Origin of the sequence: Paenibacillus sp. FSL P4-0176 (genome assembly GCF_037975265.1) — a bacterium.
GTDB classification, from domain to species: Bacteria; Bacillota; Bacilli; order Paenibacillales; family Paenibacillaceae; genus Paenibacillus; species Paenibacillus amylolyticus.
In genome coordinates this window covers 3,922,941-3,940,452 of record NZ_CP150242.1, presented here as the reverse complement: position 1 = coordinate 3,940,452, position 17,512 = coordinate 3,922,941, and the positions used below count along the sequence as shown (strand labels likewise).

Sequence of the window (17,512 nt, the reverse complement as noted above, 5' to 3'; positions counted from 1 at the left end):
CGTGTTTCCTGGGATTATCCCCTAGGTCGCACGCGGGTTTTGTTTTTGCTTTATTGTTTACTACACTTTAGTGAGTGTTCAAAAAGGTCGGTTTTCAGTACCGAGAAGATGGGATGAAGCTAGAAATGGAGTAGCGGAGCGTAGGGAAAACTACGTGAGCAACGGACATTTCGGCTGAATTCCATATTCGATGCTGATGATGCCATTAGGCATCCTTCGTAATCAAAAGCGGACTTTTTGAACTACTTCTATTAAAACTGTTTTGCGAAAGTGCGTGCTTGTTCGATAGCTTGTTGCTTGATCTCATCTGCACGATCTTTATATTGATTATGCCCCTCAACAAAAATGCCATCAAGCTTCGGCACACCGAGGAATGACATGATAATGCTTAAGTAACGATGACCGGATTCCATTTGAGCCGCTGGGCCTTCGGAATAAATGCCGCCGCGGGCCTGAATATGCAGTGCTTTTTTATCAGACAGCAGTCCGACAGGACCTTGTTCGGTATAACGAAATGTTTTGCCAGCTACGCAGATCGAGTCCACATAAGCCTTCAGAATAGGGGGGAACGAGAAGTTCCACATCGGGGTTACAAAAACATATTTATCTGCTGAGGCAAATTGATCCGAGAGTTCATTCAAACGGCTTACTTTGGTCTGCTCTTCGGAAGTCAGATCACTACCCGATTGCAGTTTGCCCCAACCACTGAAGACATCCGCATCGATATGGGGGATATCCGAGCGATACAGATCGAGGTGAACAACCTCATCAGAAGGGTGACTTTCACGATACGCATCAATAAACGCTTTACCTGTAGCCATGCTGAAGGAGGTTTCATGATCATGAGGATGGGCAGTAATATATAATAAGGTAGACATGTAGTTCTTCCTCTCTGTGTGATTAATGGGGTGAAGCGATCTTGGCAATGATGAAGCGACCGCAGTAGTATGCATCGTTTCCCCCGTTTTATACGTCAGAAAGGGATATGAATGGATCGATCATGATACTGAATTGGATGTTATATGGTGACCGGATACTCAATCCATGTATAATATACAGGACGAGTATTTATTTTCCAAAGACAATAGGATGAGTGAGATGAGCGCACATGGGAATGGACCTGGAGAAGCAACGATTAAGCATTGAAGCAGCGAAATTGTATTATCAGTCCGATTATAGCCAGCAGGATATTGCCGCAAGGTTGGGCGTGTCGCGTCCAACGGTGTCAAGATTACTTCAGTACGCCAAAGATCGTGGATACGTCCGGATTGAAATTATGGACCCGCTGGAGGATATCGACATCATTGCCGGAGAACTTAAGTCGAAATATGATCTGGATACGGCACTTGTGTGTTTTGCCCCGTTGAAGAGTGATGAGGAAATACAGAAGCATATCAGTAAACGAGCAGCGGATTATCTTCAAGAGACGGTTCAGGATGCAGATATTATCGGGGTGACTTGGGGAACAACCATGCATGCTGTAGCACGCCAACTTCGTCCCAAGCAGGTTAAAGGTGTCGAAGTCGTACAATTGAAGGGGGGCGTAAGCCACTCCCATGTCAATACCTATGCCGCTGAGATTGTTCATTTGTTCGCTGAGGCATTCCATACGGTACCAAGGTATCTGCCGCTGCCTGTGATTTTCGACAACATTGAAGTAAAAAACATGGTGGAAGCGGATCGACATATCGGCAGAATCGTGGAACTTGGCAGACAGGCCAACATTGCTTTGTTTACCGTGGGTACTGTGAAGGAAGATGCATTATTGTTCAGGCTCGGTTACTTCAATGAAGAAGAGCAACAATTGCTGATGAACTCCGGTGCAGGTGACATTTGTTCACGCTTTTTCGACGCGGAAGGTCAGTTGATCAGTGAAGAGATTAACAGCAGAACCGTTGGAATTGATCTAGCGGAGTTGAGAAATAAGGAAAAATCAATCCTTGTCGCTGGGGGACAACGCAAAATTGAAGCCATACACGCCGCGCTCAAAGGTCATTACGCAAATATTCTGGTCACGGATCAGTACACAGCGCAGGCATTACTTCGATTTTAATTTCAAATGGATATGGATGACAACATCTGCCATGCAAACAGGGCGGATGTTTTGCTTTTTTAGGAAGAAAATATAACGAAGAAGAAATGTAAGTGTAACTGTGAACAAAAGTTCAAGTTGATTTTTACATATGTTCATGTTAGTGTAAGGGTATAGAAAATAACTAGTTCAGATAAGGGAGAGATTCAATTGACTACACCACAATTAGCTAAAATGATCGACCATACGTTGCTTCGTGCGGACGCAACGCAAAGTGAAATGGCCAAGTTAACCGAAGAAGCAAAGCAATATCAGTTTGCTTCCGTATGTGTTAACCCAGGCTGGGTTGCTTATGCTGCTGAGCAGTTGCAGGGTTCTGGCGTAGATATCTGCACCGTTATTGGTTTCCCTCTGGGAGCATCTACATCGGAGACAAAAGCTTTCGAAACGAAAGATGCGATTGCTAAAGGTGCAACTGAAGTCGATATGGTCATCAACATCAGTGCTTTGAAAGATGGCAAAGATGATTTCGTTGAACAAGATATTCGTGCTGTTGTTGAAGCGGCTGCGGGTAAAGCTTTGGTGAAAGTTATTATTGAAACTTGTCTGTTGACGGATGAAGAGAAAGTACGTGCTTGTCAGGCAGCTGTGCGAGCTGGAGCTGATTTTGTTAAAACTTCTACAGGTTTCTCCACAGGTGGAGCAACGCCAGAAGATATCGCTTTGATGCGTCGTACTGTAGGTCCTGATGTTGGCGTTAAAGCTTCCGGTGGCGTACGTAGCCTGGAAGATATGCAAAAAATGATCGAAGCGGGTGCAACTCGTATCGGTGCTAGTTCTGGCGTGAAGATTATGCAGGGCGAACAGTCTTCATCGTCTTACTAAGCAAAAGCATCTTATCAAGAAAAAAGCTTAATAAATAAAAGTAATGTTATATTCTCTGTACTTGGGCAGTCGACTCAGGTACAGGGAATACAACTTACACTTGTATTTTAAATAACGGAACTAATTGTAAGCGCTTCATAAGTTTTCTGAAAGATTACTGATAAGAATGCTTAAGAGCCCTTTGAGCTGAATTTTCACATCCGGCTTAACTACCTTCAAAGGAGAAATCAAATGAAATTTCTAATTGCCATTATCGGCTTACTCGTTGTTTTTGGACTGGCTTATATCGCAAGCAACGGCAAAAAGCAGATTCGTTACCGGCCGCTGGCTATCATGATTGTTTTGCAAGTTATACTAGCTTATGCTCTGTTGAATACAGGAGTGGGTACTTTTTTAATTGGCGGTTTCGCGACCGTATTTAAAAGTTTACTCGACTATGCGAATGAAGGTATCGCATTTGTATTTGGGGGTTTGACTACTGTAGGTGCCGAAAGCGGGGGGGCACCGTTCTTCCTCAGCGTATTGATGCCGATTGTTGTCATCTCCGCCCTTATCGGTATATTGCAGTATATCCGAATCTTGCCTTTTGTTATAAAATATATTGGTCTGGTATTAAGCAAAATCAACGGAATGGGCAGACTGGAATCATATAACGCGGTTGCTTCGGCTGTATTGGGGCAATCTGAAGTGTTCATTTCTGTGAAAAAACAAATTGGGTTGTTGCCAAAACATCGGCTGTACACCTTGTGTGCTTCGGCGATGTCCACGGTATCGATGTCGATTGTTGGTGCTTATATGACCATGATCGAGCCGAAATATGTGGTTACAGCTCTTGTACTGAACCTGTTTGGCGGTTTTATCATTGCTTCGATTGTGAATCCTTATGAGGTTACAGAGGAAGAAGATATATTGGAAGTACAGGAAGAGGAGAAACAGTCCTTCTTCGAAATGCTCGGCGAATACATCCTGGATGGATTCAAAGTTGCTATCATCGTAGCTGCGATGTTGATCGGTTTTGTTGCTTTGATCGCACTTGTTAACGGAATTTTCAGCGCGGTGCTTGGCATTTCGTTCCAGGAGCTACTTGGTTATGTGTTTGCACCATTTGCCTTCATCATGGGTGTTCCATGGAAAGAAGCGATTCAGGCAGGAAGTATTATGGCAACCAAAATGGTATCCAACGAATTCGTAGCTATGCTTAATTTGAAAGAGACTGCAATGTCTGCCAGAACAACGGGTATCGTATCTGTCTTCCTCGTGTCGTTCGCCAACTTCTCCTCCATCGGTATCATTGCTGGTGCGGTGAAGGGACTCCATGAGAAGCAAGGTAATGTGGTCGCCCGCTTCGGTCTGAAACTGCTTTACGGTGCTTCGCTTGTCAGCGTGCTGTCAGCGATCATTACTGGACTGTTCTTGTAAACCGGATTATTGGAAGGAGTGCTTAGGTTATGTCAACATTCAAAAGAGTACATCTGATCGTTATGGATTCTGTAGGGATCGGCGAAGCGCCGGATGCAGCAGAATTTGATGATTTTGATGTAGATACCTTTGGTCACATTGCACGTGAACGCGGAGGTCTGAAAATGCCTCACATGGCCAGTCTCGGACTGTCCAACATCAAAGAAATTGAGGGTGTCCCTGTAGCGGATGCACCTAAAGCGTATTACACCAAGATGCAGGAAGCATCCAGAGGCAAAGACACAATGACAGGTCACTGGGAGCTGATGGGTCTTTACATTGATACACCTTTCCGTGTGTTCGAGAATGGTTTTCCTGATGAGTTGATTCAACGCATTGAAGAGAAAACGGGCCGCAAGGTGATCGGTAACAAACCGGCCAGCGGCACGGAAATTCTGGATGAGCTGGGTGCAGAGCATGTTGAAACTGGCGCGCTCATCGTTTATACATCCGCCGATTCGGTTCTGCAAATTGCAGCACATGAGGACGTTGTTCCACTGAAAGAGCTGTATGAGATCTGTGAGTTCTGCCGTGAAATTACACTTGAAGATCCGTATATGCTCGGCCGCATTATTGCACGTCCATTTGTAGGTGAAGCGGGTAACTGGAAACGTACTGCAAATCGTCATGACTATGCGCTTAAACCTTTTGGTCGTACTGTTATGAATGAACTGCAAGATAGCGGATTTGATGTGATTGCTTTGGGTAAAATCGCAGATATCTATGATGGCGAAGGTGTAACCAAGGCTGTTCGTACCGTCTCTAACATGGATGGCATGGACAAGTTGTCTGAAACGATGGATGAAGAGTTCACTGGACTCAGCTTCCTGAACCTGGTTGATTTTGATGCCCTGTACGGTCACCGTCGTGATCCGCAAGGTTATGCTCAGGCACTTGAAGACTATGATGCACGGCTGCCAGAGATTTTTGCCAAAATGACCAATGATGATCTGCTGCTGATCACAGCTGACCATGGTAACGATCCAACATACCGCGGTACAGACCATACACGTGAATATGTACCACTGCTTGCCTACTCTCCGCGCTTCAGCGAGGGCAAAAAGCTTGATCTGCGCAGCACATTTGCTGACCTTGGCGCAACCGTAGCCGAGAACTTTGGAGTGAAAATGCCGGAATACGGCACCAGCTTCCTGAAAGATTTGAAATAAGTTTTTCAAAACTGGATAGGGGAGGTCGGAGTAGCTTGGGCTGCTCCGGTCCTGCCATCATAATAGACTAATTGTATAACTGGAGGAGATTCATTCATGAGTACACATATTGGAGCAAAACCCGGGGATATCGCAGAAACGATTCTATTGCCAGGAGACCCTTTGCGCGCGAAATATATCGCAGATACGTATCTCGAAGATGTTGTATGTTACAACGAAGTTCGTGGAATGCTCGGTTACACAGGTACATATCAAGGACACCGGATTTCGGTGCAAGGTTCAGGGATGGGTATTCCGTCCTTTGCAATCTATGCTAACGAATTGATCAGCGAATATGGCGTAAAAAACCTGATTCGTGTGGGTACTTGTGGCGGTATGCAGGAGCATGTACGTGTACGTGACGTCATCCTTGCACAAGCAGCATGTACAGATTCCAGCATGAACAAACACGTATTTGGTGGTTATGACTTCTCACCAATCGCTACGTTCTCCCTGCTGAAAGAAGCCTATGACCGTGCAACAGCTAAAGGTATGAAGATTCACGTTGGTAACGTATTCAGCTCCGATTCTTTCTACCGCGATGACCGTTCCGTAACCGAGAAGTTGATGAAACACGGCGTACTCGGCGTAGAGATGGAAACAACAGCATTGTACACTATTGCTGCCAAGTTTGGTGTTAACGCACTGACGATCCTGACGGTAAGTGACCACTTGCTGACAGGCGAAGAAACATCTGCCGAGGAGCGTCAAAAAACGTTCAACGACATGATGGTAGTTGCCCTGGACACAGCAATCACACTGTAATTGTTGCATTTTATATTCATAATCATTTGATTTGGATCGAAACTTTTGTTTTAGCACGAAGTGAAGGGAACCGGAACCGATTCTGAAGAAGCGTTAGCGTTCGCCTTTGTCTCCGAGTTTTCTCCATTGCAAATGGAATCAAAAAAACTTGGAGACAACAGCGATCTAAGGAACGATCCGGAGCCGGAACGAATTAACAACGAAGTGTTCTATACAATCAATACACACACAAGGAGAGATCATCATGAGAATGGTAGACATTATTGCTAAGAAACGCGACGGAAAAGAACTGACAACTGCTGAGATTGATTTTGTTGTTCAAGGATACACACAAGGAGAAATCCCCGACTATCAAGTCAGCGCTTGGGCGATGGCAGTATTCTTCAAAGATATGACAGACAAGGAACGCGCTGATCTGACGATGTCGATGGTGAATTCCGGTGAAACGATCGACCTGTCCGCTATCGAAGGCATCAAAGTAGACAAGCACTCCACAGGAGGAGTGGGCGATACAACAACATTGGTACTTGCTCCGCTTGTTGCTGCGCTGGATGTTCCTGTTGCCAAAATGTCCGGACGTGGACTTGGTCACACGGGTGGTACAACAGACAAGCTGGAATCCGTTGCAGGTTTCCACGTAGAGCTTGAAAAAGAAGAGTTCATTCGTCTCGTAAACGAACACAAGGTTGCAGTTATTGGACAAAGTGGTAACCTTACGCCTGCAGACAAAAAGCTCTATGCACTACGTGACGTAACAGCTACCGTTAACTCCATTCCACTGATCGCCAGTTCCATCATGAGTAAGAAAATTGCAGCAGGTGCAGATGCAATCGTATTGGATGTTAAAACGGGTGCTGGTGCATTCATGAAAACAACAGAAGATGCCAAAGAATTGGCACATGCCATGGTAAGCATCGGTAACAATGTTGGACGTAAAACGATGGCTGTTATCTCCGATATGTCCCAACCACTGGGCCTGGCGATTGGTAACGCGCTTGAAGTAAAAGAAGCCATCCTCACTCTGCAAGGTAAAGGTCCAAAAGATCTGGAAGAACTGTGTCTGGCACTTGGACGTCAAATGGTATTCCTTGCTGGCAAGGCAGATTCCTTGGAGCACGCTGAGGAGAAATTGAAAGAAGTGATCCAGAACGGTAAAGCACTGGAGAAATTCAAAGATTTCCTGGCAAACCAAGGCGGAGACGCTTCGGTTGTGGATCATCCAGATCGTTTGCCACAAGCACAATATCTGGTTGAAGTCCCAGCAGATAAAGACGGCTATGTTGCCGGAATCGTCGCTGACGAAATCGGAACTGCAGCAATGCTGCTCGGCGCAGGCCGTGCCACAAAAGAGTCCGAGATCGATCTCGCTGTTGGTCTGATGCTGAACAAAAAAGTGGGTGACCCAGTCAAAGCTGGTGAGTCCCTCGTAACAATTCATGCCAATCGTGAAGACGTAGCAGACGTCATCGCGAAGATCAAAGAAAACATTACCATTGCGGATCATGCCGATGCTCCTGTATTGGTTCATGATATCGTAACGGAATAATACAATCAGAGAAGACGAGATGTAATCTCATGTCTGACTTAACATGAAAGCCCCGAAGCTATGTAATCCATAGCTTTGGGGCTTTTTGTCGTTGAGGTGCAAGTTGTTACTACTACTAGCAACTACGGGCTCTTTATTTTCTCATAAGCCATCACCGAGTCCGCATTGGTATAAATATAAGGCATGGATGGCTCGGCTACAGGTGTCACCTTTGTGGCGCGAATTTCAATCGTATCCTTACCATTCACCTGTGCTGAGCCGATGCTGCCATCAATTTGCACCCAACTGTCTGTAGGGAAGCTATCCGCTTCTGGGATGTGAATCATCACGCCAAAGGGAGCCGCATCCGCGGGGCAACACATGACGAGAAATCGTCCCAGTGCAAAATGTGATTCATGATCCATGCTTTTGTCCCGATAAACGAACCCGGTTAAGGAGATATCTTTGCCTGCAAATTGTCGCTGGAACATATCAATCGTGCCGAGGGTTTCAGAGAAAATCTCAGGATAGACTCGAATGACCTGTTCTGCATACAACTTCTCCGCCAGTTCAGCGAATTCGCGGCTATACTCGTCTGGGGGAATGAATTGTACTTTGGTAGCCGAAGCAGCCTGAACGGTCGTTGGTTTTTGTGTGAGATCTTGTACATTCAATTGCGTTGCCGGATCAGGTAAAGGCTCTTTTCGACGAATCTCGGGAGGGGCATAGGTGAGAGACATACCTTTCTGACTGGCCATGGAACTGCCGAGAGCCCGATCAGGTAACAGAAACCCCAGCAACAAGGGGATAGCAATCAGACCATATACCATTAAGCTACGAAGGAACCCCGAGGGTGGTGGATGTTCACAGTCGCAATGAACCTCGTTTCTGCCGAACAGTCCGTGCCATGCCATGATAACGGCAATAAACAATAAGGGAACAGGACAGCATAATAGCAGTTTTTGCATGGTAGGAGCCAAATAATAATGAAGCGAATCACTTGAATTCAACTGAATAATGTACACTGCCACCCCGCCGATCCAGCCTGCACGGATCAGGTTATGCCATTGGATGACGTGTGACCTTGGAACAGGAGGCTTGGTCATCGTATAGATAGTGTGGTTCATATATCATCACCTCATTTCTATTCATAGTCAGAATGCAAGTTCATGGGATTAACCATTCAGGTCATGAAGTATTGGGCTCAACCTTTATACCAGCAGGTTAATCAACCACGAGCCGGCAAAGACAAGCGTGATAATGGCTAGACTTAGACCAATAACAAACCGGGTACGGAAGGTGGAGAGCAGCATCAGGGTGCTTTTGAAATCCAGCATTGGACCAAGCACCAGGAAGGATACCAACGGCCCCAGTGCAAACGTATGTGAGAACGCTGAAGCCACAAAAGCATCAGAAGTGGAGCAGAGAGACAATACATAAGCAAATCCCATCATGAACACGTAAGAGGCAACAGGACCATTACCAAGTGAGATCAGATCACTGCGGCTAATGAATGTCTGGATGCAGGCTGTAATCAAGGCACCGATCACCAAATATTTGCTCATATCGACAAATTCATCTCCGGCATGAATGAAGAAGCTACGCCAGTTTTTTACATGGTTATGATCATGTACATTTGCGTGCGCGTGAGGTTGCAACATTTTAAACCCAGGATGTGTCTTGACCTCTGTCACTGCGACCTTTGGCATCCGAAGAGGATTTCGACGGACAAACACATATACGAGCATGCCTATGGAAGCTGCTACAGAAAAGGCCAGTCCCATGCGGGCAATGGTAATCTCAGGATGGGAGGGAAAGGCAAGCAAAGTTGCCGTAAATACGATGGGATTGACTACGGGACCACTCAGGATGAACGTAACTGCGATATAGGCTGGCATGCCTTTGTGCATCAACCTTCTCACTACCGGGATCATGCCACATTCACAGATGGGGAAAATAATACCGAGTAGTCCTGCGACCAGCACACCGCCTATCGGATTCTTGGGCGTGAGTTTGCGGACCATTTCTTCGGATACGAACCACTGCATGAGCGAGGATAATAGCACACCCATGAGCAGAAAAGGTGCGGCTTCAAGGAAAATACCTATGAATACGGTTTTCATATTTTGCAAAGCTTCACTGTTCCATGCTTCCTTCAAGTCTGGAGCCATTGTGATCAACACGGGAACAAGAAATGCACAAGGGACCAGGAAGGACAGGAGCTTCAGATTGGCTGCCATTTTCATGAAACAGACCTCCACAACTAGGACTTTGCTAAAATATATGCTTGTACGTGCGGCAACATACATCATTCCTATGTTCTAATCAACATTTTTACGATTAATCAAGGTTTTTCATCATATTAGATGTTGACAATCCAAAGAAAACTACGGTATAGTTCGGATTGATTATCATTAATAGTAATAATTACGATTAAAGTTTCATCTTAAACAGAGTGGAGGAAGCAGAAATGTCAGATCAACAGGTTCAACAGCGGGTTCCAGTAACCGTACTTAGTGGATATTTGGGTGCAGGCAAAACGACACTTCTCAATCATGCAAAGGCCTGATGTGGCTGGCGACAAGAAACCATATGGCAATATCTTTCAGTCATGCAGGTACATCGAAGCAGCTTGCAGCAGCAGGAGTATGGGTAGGTGCGATGAGTGAGGAGGAAAGGGAACTTCATTTTGGCGACACGCTGCCAAGCATACCGGACTGGGATGATGAGTGGGATGACCGGGTAACCAAATTAGTATTTATCGGCATCGATATGAACCGGGCGGAGATTGAACATACATTGGATGAGACCCTTCTTACGGAGGAGGAGATGTTGATGAACTGGCGTGAACTGAAAGATCCTTTTCCAGCGTGGAGTTGAAGTGAAAAGAAAAGATCTTCAAGTGCAATAGTGCCCCTGAAGATCAATGATTATATTGCATTAATGACTTTAGCTAAAGTACAAATCGCCAAGATAAAAATCACCGTTGCCACTTTTTTGCGGACTAAACACAAAGGTAAGGTACACTCCATAGGAACCCGTCCATCCTTGCGGATAATAAATGGCTTTGTAACTGTGTCTTGTTTTGGTTTTATCATTCATTGCAATCACTTTAAAATCAGCTGATTTCACATTAATCAACTGATCTGCATATTTAGTCAGCGTTTTTTTATCATTTGCTGCAATGATACCTTTGACTGTAGTCTTAAATTTATCTTTCTGGGATTGCTTACCCAGATCAAAAATGTCGATCTCAGGATTTTCAATAACTTTAGCATCTATGTATTTATCAAATTCACTAGTGCTACCTGTTTTAAGTGCTTTACCATACATTTTGATCAATGTTAAAGATTCTTTCTGCAATTTGACTATCATCTGAGCGTCAGTTCCAGTCATCTTGATTGAGCCAGAAGTGCTTGAGTTACTTGAACTACTTGGTTTACTTGAATCTTCAGAACCTTTGGTACCTGTACTGCTGTTATTACTTGAACTACTAGACTTACTGTTACCTGAATTAGTGATACTTACAACTTTGTTGCTAACATTCAGAGATACGTTGGCTCCGAGTGCTTCTGCTGTGGTACTTACAGGCAAGTATACATCACCGTCATATACCAGTGCATTCAGTTTGTCTCCAGCTTCATTCTTGGGTGTCCAAGACAAACCGTTTACTTTAAAGCTAATGTTGCTGTCGAGTGCTGCTTCAATATCTTGAATTCCGTTTGAAGCTGCTACACCAAGGGCACCGAAAGCCAAACTGCAAGCTACCAATGACCCAATAAAAGTTGATTTTTTGATCTTCATCTAGTTCCTCCGTAGGTAAAGTATAATGCTACCAAAGCAGTATATCATATGAAATTATATTGTGCATACAAAATTTTACTGTAACAGATATAGAGTTGACAAAAGAAAAGCCATAGACTAATATCATTAAATAGTAATAATTACGATTAAATAAGAGGAGGCAACAACCATGAGAGTCATTGTAACTTTAGCCTGCACCGAGTGCGGGGACCGCAACTATACAACAACCAAGAACAAACGTAACCATCCAGAGAGACTTGAGATGAAGAAGTACTCCCCACGTTTGAAGAAAATGACGATCCACCGGGAAACCAGGTAAATTTTTTTGTTATTTTTAAATCGTAATATTTACGAAAAGAGGGAAAGGCATGATACTATCCTCCATGCGTGATGTTGTATTTGGATATGGCAAAGAGCCGGTCATTGATCAACTGTCGCTGGATATCCATGTGGGAGAGTTCATAGGCATCACAGGTCCCAATGGTTCTGCCAAAACGACCCTGTTAAAGCTGCTGCTAGGGCTATTAAAGCCCTGGAGCGGCACGATACATATGAATCCGCAGTTGAAACGTGGGAACAAGTCCAATATCGGTTATGTGCCCCAGCAGGTGGCATCGTTTAATAGTGGATTTCCCAGTACGGTGAATGAACTGGTCCGGTCCGGGTGTTACACCAGTCTGGGATTATTCCGCAGATTCACAGCAGAGCAGGATGCCGTCGTTGAACGCAGTCTGCGGGAAGTTGGTATGTGGGAATATCGGAATACACGCGTCGGTGAGCTGTCTGGTGGACAGAAGCAACGGATCTGTATTGCCAGAGCTATGGCTGGGCAACCGCAGGTTCTGGTACTTGATGAGCCAACAACGGGAATGGACCGCCACAGCCGTGAGGGATTTTACAATCTGATGCGCCACTATGTTGATGCTCATGGGATAACGATTATTATGATTACTCATGGACTGGAAGAGATGGGGGATCGATTGGACCGAACGATTACTCTGGAGAGGCAAGAAAGTGAGGAATGGCAGTGTTTGAGTACGAATTCATGCAACGTGCCTTCTGGGCAGGTGGACTGATTGGAGTCATCGCTCCAATTCTCGGGGTCTATCTGATGCTCAGGCGGCAGGTACTAATGGCAGACACGTTATCCCATGTCTCACTCGCAGGAGTTGCGCTCGGTTCGGTCATGAATCTTAATCCGGTGATCTGCGGATTCGCTATTGCAATTCTCGGTGCATTACTGGTTGAACAACTGCGGCGAAGTTACCGAACCTACAGCGAGGTACCTGTGGCGATCATCATGACTTCGGGGCTGGCTCTTGCTGTGGTATTGATGAGTCTCAAAACCAATCTGTCCAAGACCTTCAGCTCATACTTATTTGGATCTATTGTCGCGGTTAGCGATATGCAGTTGTGGATGATGGCAGGAGTATGTATCACGGGTTTACTTTTTTTCATCCTGCTCCGAAGACCGTTGTATAACTTTACGTTTGATGAAGAGACTGCTTCCATTGGAGGCATTCAGGTAAGAGGTTTATCGTTTGCATTTGCCATTCTGACAGGAATGACTGTAGCTTCAGCCATGCCGATCGTCGGTGTGTTGCTGGTGTCTGCTCTCATTGTGTTGCCTGCTGCCTTGGCACTAAGAGTGTCTCGCAGTTTTACAGCAGCGATTATTGTCGCGGTAATCACGGGGTTAATCGGTATTTTTAGCGGGCTCACAACATCTTACCATCTAAATACACCACCGGGAGGAACAATTGCACTCATCCTGTTGGTCATCCTATTGACTGGAATATCAGCGCAAAAGCTGATTGCACGATATAACCGCAAGCGTCACCGTAAAGAAACGAAATCACAGCACGTCATTCTGGTCAACCATTCTAGGAGGAATACATCACATGAAATTCAGTAAAAAAGCTACGCTCGGATTGTTGTTCAGTCTTACACTTATCGTCGCAGGCTGCGGACAAAAATCCGCTTCTGATGCAAATACAGCTTCGACAGGCACTTCCGTTCCAGTCGAGACGGAAACTGCAAAATTAAACGTGCAGGTCAGCTTCTACCCGATGTATGAGTTCACCAAAAATGTGGCAGGTGATCTGGCCGATGTGCATACACTCGTTCCAGCAGGAATGGAGCCCCATGATTGGGAGCCCACACCACAAGATATTGCCAGCATTGAAAAAGCGGATGTGCTTGTGTACAACGGTGCGGGGATGGAATCATGGATTGATCAGGTCACCGGAAGTCTAAGCAACGCTTCGCTCATTCAGGTGGAAGCAAGCAAGGGCATCAACCTGCTTGAAGGTGGAGAGCATGATCACCATCAAGAAGATTCAGAGACAACAGAACATGACCACGATCATGAGCATGCGAATGAAGCGACTACAGAAGCACATGATCACGATCATGCGGATGAAGCAACTGCTGAAGAACACGGCCATGATCATGACGCAGAGGCAGAAGCAGAAGAAGGACATGATCACGATCACGGTGGACTCGACCCCCACGTATGGCTGTCACCTGCATTGGCTGTAAAGGAAGTGCGCAATATTGAAGCAGGTTTGGCGCAGGCTGCCCCGGAACATGCTGAACAGTTCAAGCAGAATGCAGATGCTTACATTGCTCAACTGGAGTCACTGGATCAGGACTTCAAAGCGGCTGTGACGGATAGCAAACGTAAGGATTTCATCACACAACACGCTGCATTTGGCTACCTTGCCAAGGAATATGGATTACAACAGGTGCCCATCGCAGGATTGTCTCCTGAGCAAGAACCTTCGGCAGCACAGATGGCATCTGTCATTGATTTTGCAAAAGAGCATCAGGTGAAAACGATTTTCTTCGAAACACTGGTTTCATCCAAAGTGTCTGAGACAATCGCAAGTGAAGTGGGGGCCAAGACGGCTGTATTGAATCCGATTGAGGGACTCACCGAGGAAGAAATTGCGGCGGGAATGGACTACATTAGCGTGATGAGACAGAATCTGGAGGCTCTGAAACTGGCACTAAACGAATAATTAAAAATCAGTTTGATGCCTGTCACCGAAAAAGGTACAATAATACAACATGCTGAGGAATGGATCGCCATTCCTTTGCCTTTTTGCAAAGCAGAGAGCACAGTGATGTGCTCTCTCTTTGTTTAATAAGGTGACCGGATCAAGGAGAACAGGAGGACACATTGCATGAATTTAAATGAGGAACATGAAGTGCTGTTAAGTGAACAGCCTGCCCATCTGTGGAGACGGCGTAAGCTGGAGCTGATGCACTGGACGGAACGTGATAAACATACAGTATCCGCGAAGAAAACAGAGATTTGGAACGGTGTTGAAGTTGATGCCGAGCTTGTGAAGGCATTGTCCATACTTCAGAGTGCGGGCGTGAGGACGGAATTTTCATGTGCAGGGGTGAGTCCGCTTGATGAACCTGTCGATCATTCCCTTTATGCTTATGTTACCCTGATACAAAGTGAGGTAGCAGATCAATTCGTGCACTATGCCCTCCGTCGGATGCGGAATCGACTGCTCGTTACGCTAGAGGCCGAAAAGGGCCGCTATGATCTATCTTCTTTTTTCATTGGACACAATCGGAGCTTCTGCTGGTGGATGGAGCACTGTGCCTTACAGTTCGGAAGCCGAAACGAATCGAGTGAAAAAAGCGTAGTATAAAGGATAGGCTTGTTTACTTGATTGTTTACTTGAAGGTAAAGGAGGTATACACGATTGAATAAGTGGGTCAAAACGATACTTTTTCTACTAGGCTCCGTCTTTCTTACACGATTCATCCCATTTTCGTCCTTGTTCCGTAACCTGGATACGATGATTCACGAATTCGGTCATGCACTAATGACACTGGTATTGTCCGGTAAAGTGCTGCGCATTGAATTATACGCTGATCATAGTGGTGTAACTTACTCTTCCATGCTGACGCCAGGCAGATCGATCCTGGTTTCTCTGGCGGGATATATCAGTGCATCACTGTTCGCCTTGCTGTTGTTTTACTTATACCGCAAAGGCTTGCACATGTGGGGACTTGGTATTATGACGGCTGTCGCTCTGGTGTCGCTCCTGTTATATGTAAGAGGGGAGTTCGGCATGTTATGGCTGACCGGGTTCATCGTACTGAACGTTGTCATTATGATTTTTGGTGCCAAGATCGTGAAGTACTATTATCTGTTACTGGCGTTTCTTACGCTGGAAGAGTCGGTTGTTAGTGCTGTATACGTTGGATTTATGTCCTGGACTCAGCCTTCACGGGCAGGGGATGCAGCGAATCTCGCTCAACAGACATTCCTTCCCGCGCTGTTTTGGGGCACGCTGTTCGCTTTGTTTGCACTGTGGTGTGCCAAGGGAGCACTCGGTCTCTTTTTCCGCAAAGAAGGTACTTCGCGATCGTCACGGTCTCGGGGATTACGAAGAGCGTAATGGATATAAAGTTATATCAAAGCAAAGAAGGCACTTCCTTTCTTCATAAAAGGATAGTGCCTTTTGTTGTTGGACTTACTTCTTATATTCAAGCCTGATATTAAAGATATTGAACCTAATCTCCAAGATTATCCCATAACACATAAAAGTAATAAATCTCTTCCATAATCGCCTTATCATCCTCTGCCGCAACGCCGCCCTTGATCCGAGCAAGCGTGCCCAGAATATCATATATCGTTTCACGTTCCACACTGAACTGAATGCGGTTGACGACTTTATCCCAGGCCTTCATTGCGTAATTAACTTGAGACTTGGCTTCAGTCCATTTTTTACCCTCAACCTGTTTCTCTAACGTTTGTATAGATTCAAGCAAGCGATCATCGTTGCCAAAGGGCTTTTTGAGAAAGGCTCCGCTAGCCATAATCGCAACGAATACAAGAATGAGGAAGATCGGAAGCACATATAACAGCCAGAAACGCGTTTTCATTCAACCGCCTCCTTCAAGTAAAGAATTTAGAAAGGCCCCTCATAATCGCCCATATCGATTTTTTCGGTGATTTTATCCTTGAACAGATCAACATACAGTTTGTCATTGGGCAATATGGCGGCAAAAGCAATATCCTGTATCGTGATCTTTTGTTTCTTAAGCTGTTCACTGAGCCAGTTGATATCTTTATTTCTTTCCTCCAGATTTTGCTTAATCAGCAGGCCATCAATGATAATCTCGGTCATCAGCTTGCTCTTGGGCGGGTGCATATGCATGTCTTTGGCGGTTACCGGTTGATTCTCAGGTTTCAAAACAACCGAGAGGCTGCCATCCGGTTCCAGAATCGCATAATCCAGTGTTGTAATATCAAATACATCCTTTTGCCGCAGCATCATGGTCAATTCGTCAAATTTGACTCGCATTTTACTCAGGTTCTGTTCGAGAATTTTACCGTTCTGGATGATCAATGTGGGGTCTGAGTCCATTAATTTGGAGATGGTGCGATTCTTCAGCGTAATATACTGAAAGATGATCGTAATGATTGTGAAAATGGTCAAGGCCACAAAATGAATCCACGCCTTGGACGAAAGATCGGTTGCAAAAGTCCCCGCAATGGAACCGATTGTGATACCGTTAATGTAATCAAAATACGTCAAGTTACCCATCTGCTGTTTGCCCAGTACCCTTGTGTAGATGATCAGGGTCAGAAAAGCAATAATAGACCGTACGGCAACAACCCATGTTTCTTCCATCATATATGTATCACCTTCCTTAAGTTCACCGTAGCTGTATTAAGAGCTAGTTTGAAAAGTTTGCTTTGAACACGCATTATAACAAGCTTTTCCTATGCTGGAGGATCTTATGCTTGAACGCAAAAAACCGAAACCTGGGTATGTATCCCAAGCTTCGGTTTCATTAAAT

General features: G+C 45.2%; 20 protein-coding genes. 14 read left to right on the top strand and 6 right to left on the bottom strand.

The features are described from left to right. Positions 1-251: 251 nt before the first annotated feature. Positions 252-878, bottom strand: a complete 627-nt coding sequence (locus tag MKY95_RS17760; protein ID WP_253508968.1) for an FMN-dependent NADH-azoreductase — start codon at positions 876-878, stop codon at positions 252-254. A gap of 236 nt (positions 879-1,114) precedes the next feature. Here MKY95_RS17760 and MKY95_RS17755 point away from each other — a divergent pair, with 236 nt between their 5' ends. The 6 genes from MKY95_RS17755 (at position 1,115) to MKY95_RS17730 (ending at position 7,894) form a co-directional block, all read left to right on the top strand. Beyond that, a complete protein-coding gene (locus MKY95_RS17755) occupies positions 1,115-2,053 on the top strand; it encodes a sugar-binding transcriptional regulator (protein ID WP_062836066.1) in 939 nt (312 codons plus the stop codon). 213 nt (positions 2,054-2,266) lie between these two features. Then, positions 2,267-2,917 carry a deoxyribose-phosphate aldolase gene (gene deoC, locus MKY95_RS17750; RefSeq protein ID WP_076250397.1) on the top strand — a complete coding sequence of 217 codons (651 nt, stop codon included), beginning with the start codon at positions 2,267-2,269 and terminating at the stop codon, positions 2,915-2,917. 231 nt (positions 2,918-3,148) lie between these two features. Continuing rightward, the gene (locus MKY95_RS17745) at positions 3,149-4,336 is read left to right on the top strand and encodes a NupC/NupG family nucleoside CNT transporter (protein WP_036613804.1); all 1,188 of its coding nucleotides are present in this window, start codon (positions 3,149-3,151) and stop codon (positions 4,334-4,336) included. A 29-nt stretch (positions 4,337-4,365) separates the two neighbouring features. Continuing rightward, complete coding sequence (deoB, locus tag MKY95_RS17740) at positions 4,366-5,544, top strand: phosphopentomutase (RefSeq protein WP_047843308.1); 1,179 nt, start codon at positions 4,366-4,368, stop codon at positions 5,542-5,544. 96 nt (positions 5,545-5,640) lie between these two features. Continuing rightward, positions 5,641-6,348, top strand: coding sequence for a purine-nucleoside phosphorylase (gene deoD, locus MKY95_RS17735; protein WP_017688193.1), 708 nt, complete (start codon positions 5,641-5,643; stop codon positions 6,346-6,348). A 244-nt stretch (positions 6,349-6,592) separates the two neighbouring features. Further along, complete coding sequence (locus MKY95_RS17730) at positions 6,593-7,894, top strand: pyrimidine-nucleoside phosphorylase (protein WP_036613808.1); 1,302 nt, start codon at positions 6,593-6,595, stop codon at positions 7,892-7,894. 122 nt (positions 7,895-8,016) lie between these two features. Here MKY95_RS17730 and MKY95_RS17725 read toward each other — a convergent pair whose 3' ends face one another. Together MKY95_RS17725 and MKY95_RS17720 are read right to left on the bottom strand one after the other, a co-directional pair. After that, complete coding sequence (locus tag MKY95_RS17725) at positions 8,017-8,979, bottom strand: TIGR03943 family protein (RefSeq protein WP_339193609.1); 963 nt, start codon at positions 8,977-8,979, stop codon at positions 8,017-8,019. A gap of 105 nt (positions 8,980-9,084) precedes the next feature. After that, positions 9,085-10,119, bottom strand: coding sequence for a permease (locus MKY95_RS17720; protein WP_339193607.1), 1,035 nt, complete (start codon positions 10,117-10,119; stop codon positions 9,085-9,087). A gap of 224 nt (positions 10,120-10,343) precedes the next feature. Here MKY95_RS17720 and MKY95_RS17715 point away from each other — a divergent pair, with 224 nt between their 5' ends. Together MKY95_RS17715 and MKY95_RS17710 are read left to right on the top strand one after the other, a co-directional pair. Next, positions 10,344-10,442: a GTP-binding protein gene (locus MKY95_RS17715; RefSeq protein ID WP_076328598.1), complete on the top strand. Its 99-nt coding sequence runs from the start codon at positions 10,344-10,346 to the stop codon at positions 10,440-10,442. Between the two features lie 23 nt (positions 10,443-10,465). Then, positions 10,466-10,753 (top strand): GTP-binding protein, encoded by a 288-nt coding sequence (locus tag MKY95_RS17710; protein WP_339193606.1) that lies wholly within the window; start codon positions 10,466-10,468, stop codon positions 10,751-10,753. A 69-nt stretch (positions 10,754-10,822) separates the two neighbouring features. Here the strand turns inward: MKY95_RS17710 and MKY95_RS17705 are convergent, their stop codons facing one another. Continuing rightward, a complete protein-coding gene (locus tag MKY95_RS17705) occupies positions 10,823-11,677 on the bottom strand; it encodes a hypothetical protein (protein WP_339193604.1) in 855 nt (284 codons plus the stop codon). A gap of 169 nt (positions 11,678-11,846) precedes the next feature. Here MKY95_RS17705 and rpmG point away from each other — a divergent pair, with 169 nt between their 5' ends. The 6 genes from rpmG to MKY95_RS17675 all read left to right on the top strand — a co-directional run bounded on the left by rpmG (position 11,847) and on the right by MKY95_RS17675 (position 16,104). Then, complete coding sequence (rpmG, locus tag MKY95_RS17700) at positions 11,847-11,996, top strand: 50S ribosomal protein L33 (protein ID WP_036613813.1); 150 nt, start codon at positions 11,847-11,849, stop codon at positions 11,994-11,996. A gap of 49 nt (positions 11,997-12,045) precedes the next feature. Then, positions 12,046-12,753 (top strand): metal ABC transporter ATP-binding protein, encoded by a 708-nt coding sequence (locus MKY95_RS17695; RefSeq protein ID WP_339193602.1) that lies wholly within the window; start codon positions 12,046-12,048, stop codon positions 12,751-12,753. Then, entirely contained in the window at positions 12,699-13,592 is an 894-nt protein-coding gene (locus tag MKY95_RS17690) for a metal ABC transporter permease (protein WP_339193601.1), read from the top strand. Before MKY95_RS17695 ends, MKY95_RS17690 begins: the two co-directional genes overlap by 55 nt. Continuing rightward, a complete protein-coding gene (locus MKY95_RS17685; protein WP_339193598.1) occupies positions 13,579-14,700 on the top strand; it encodes a zinc ABC transporter substrate-binding protein in 1,122 nt (373 codons plus the stop codon). The genes MKY95_RS17690 and MKY95_RS17685 overlap by 14 nt, the downstream gene beginning before the upstream one ends. A 165-nt stretch (positions 14,701-14,865) precedes the next feature. Then, entirely contained in the window at positions 14,866-15,348 is a 483-nt protein-coding gene (locus MKY95_RS17680) for a hypothetical protein (protein ID WP_036673725.1), read from the top strand. A 54-nt stretch (positions 15,349-15,402) separates the two neighbouring features. Next, complete coding sequence (locus tag MKY95_RS17675) at positions 15,403-16,104, top strand: M50 family metallopeptidase (protein WP_036613817.1); 702 nt, start codon at positions 15,403-15,405, stop codon at positions 16,102-16,104. Positions 16,105-16,219: 115 nt separating this feature from the next. Here MKY95_RS17675 and MKY95_RS17670 read toward each other — a convergent pair whose 3' ends face one another. After that, positions 16,220-16,591, bottom strand: a complete 372-nt coding sequence (locus MKY95_RS17670) for a DUF4363 family protein (protein ID WP_076328606.1) — start codon at positions 16,589-16,591, stop codon at positions 16,220-16,222. Positions 16,592-16,617: 26 nt separating this feature from the next. After that, a complete protein-coding gene (locus MKY95_RS17665) occupies positions 16,618-17,346 on the bottom strand; it encodes a DUF421 domain-containing protein (RefSeq protein WP_083684362.1) in 729 nt (242 codons plus the stop codon). Positions 17,347-17,512: the final 166 nt, after the last annotated feature.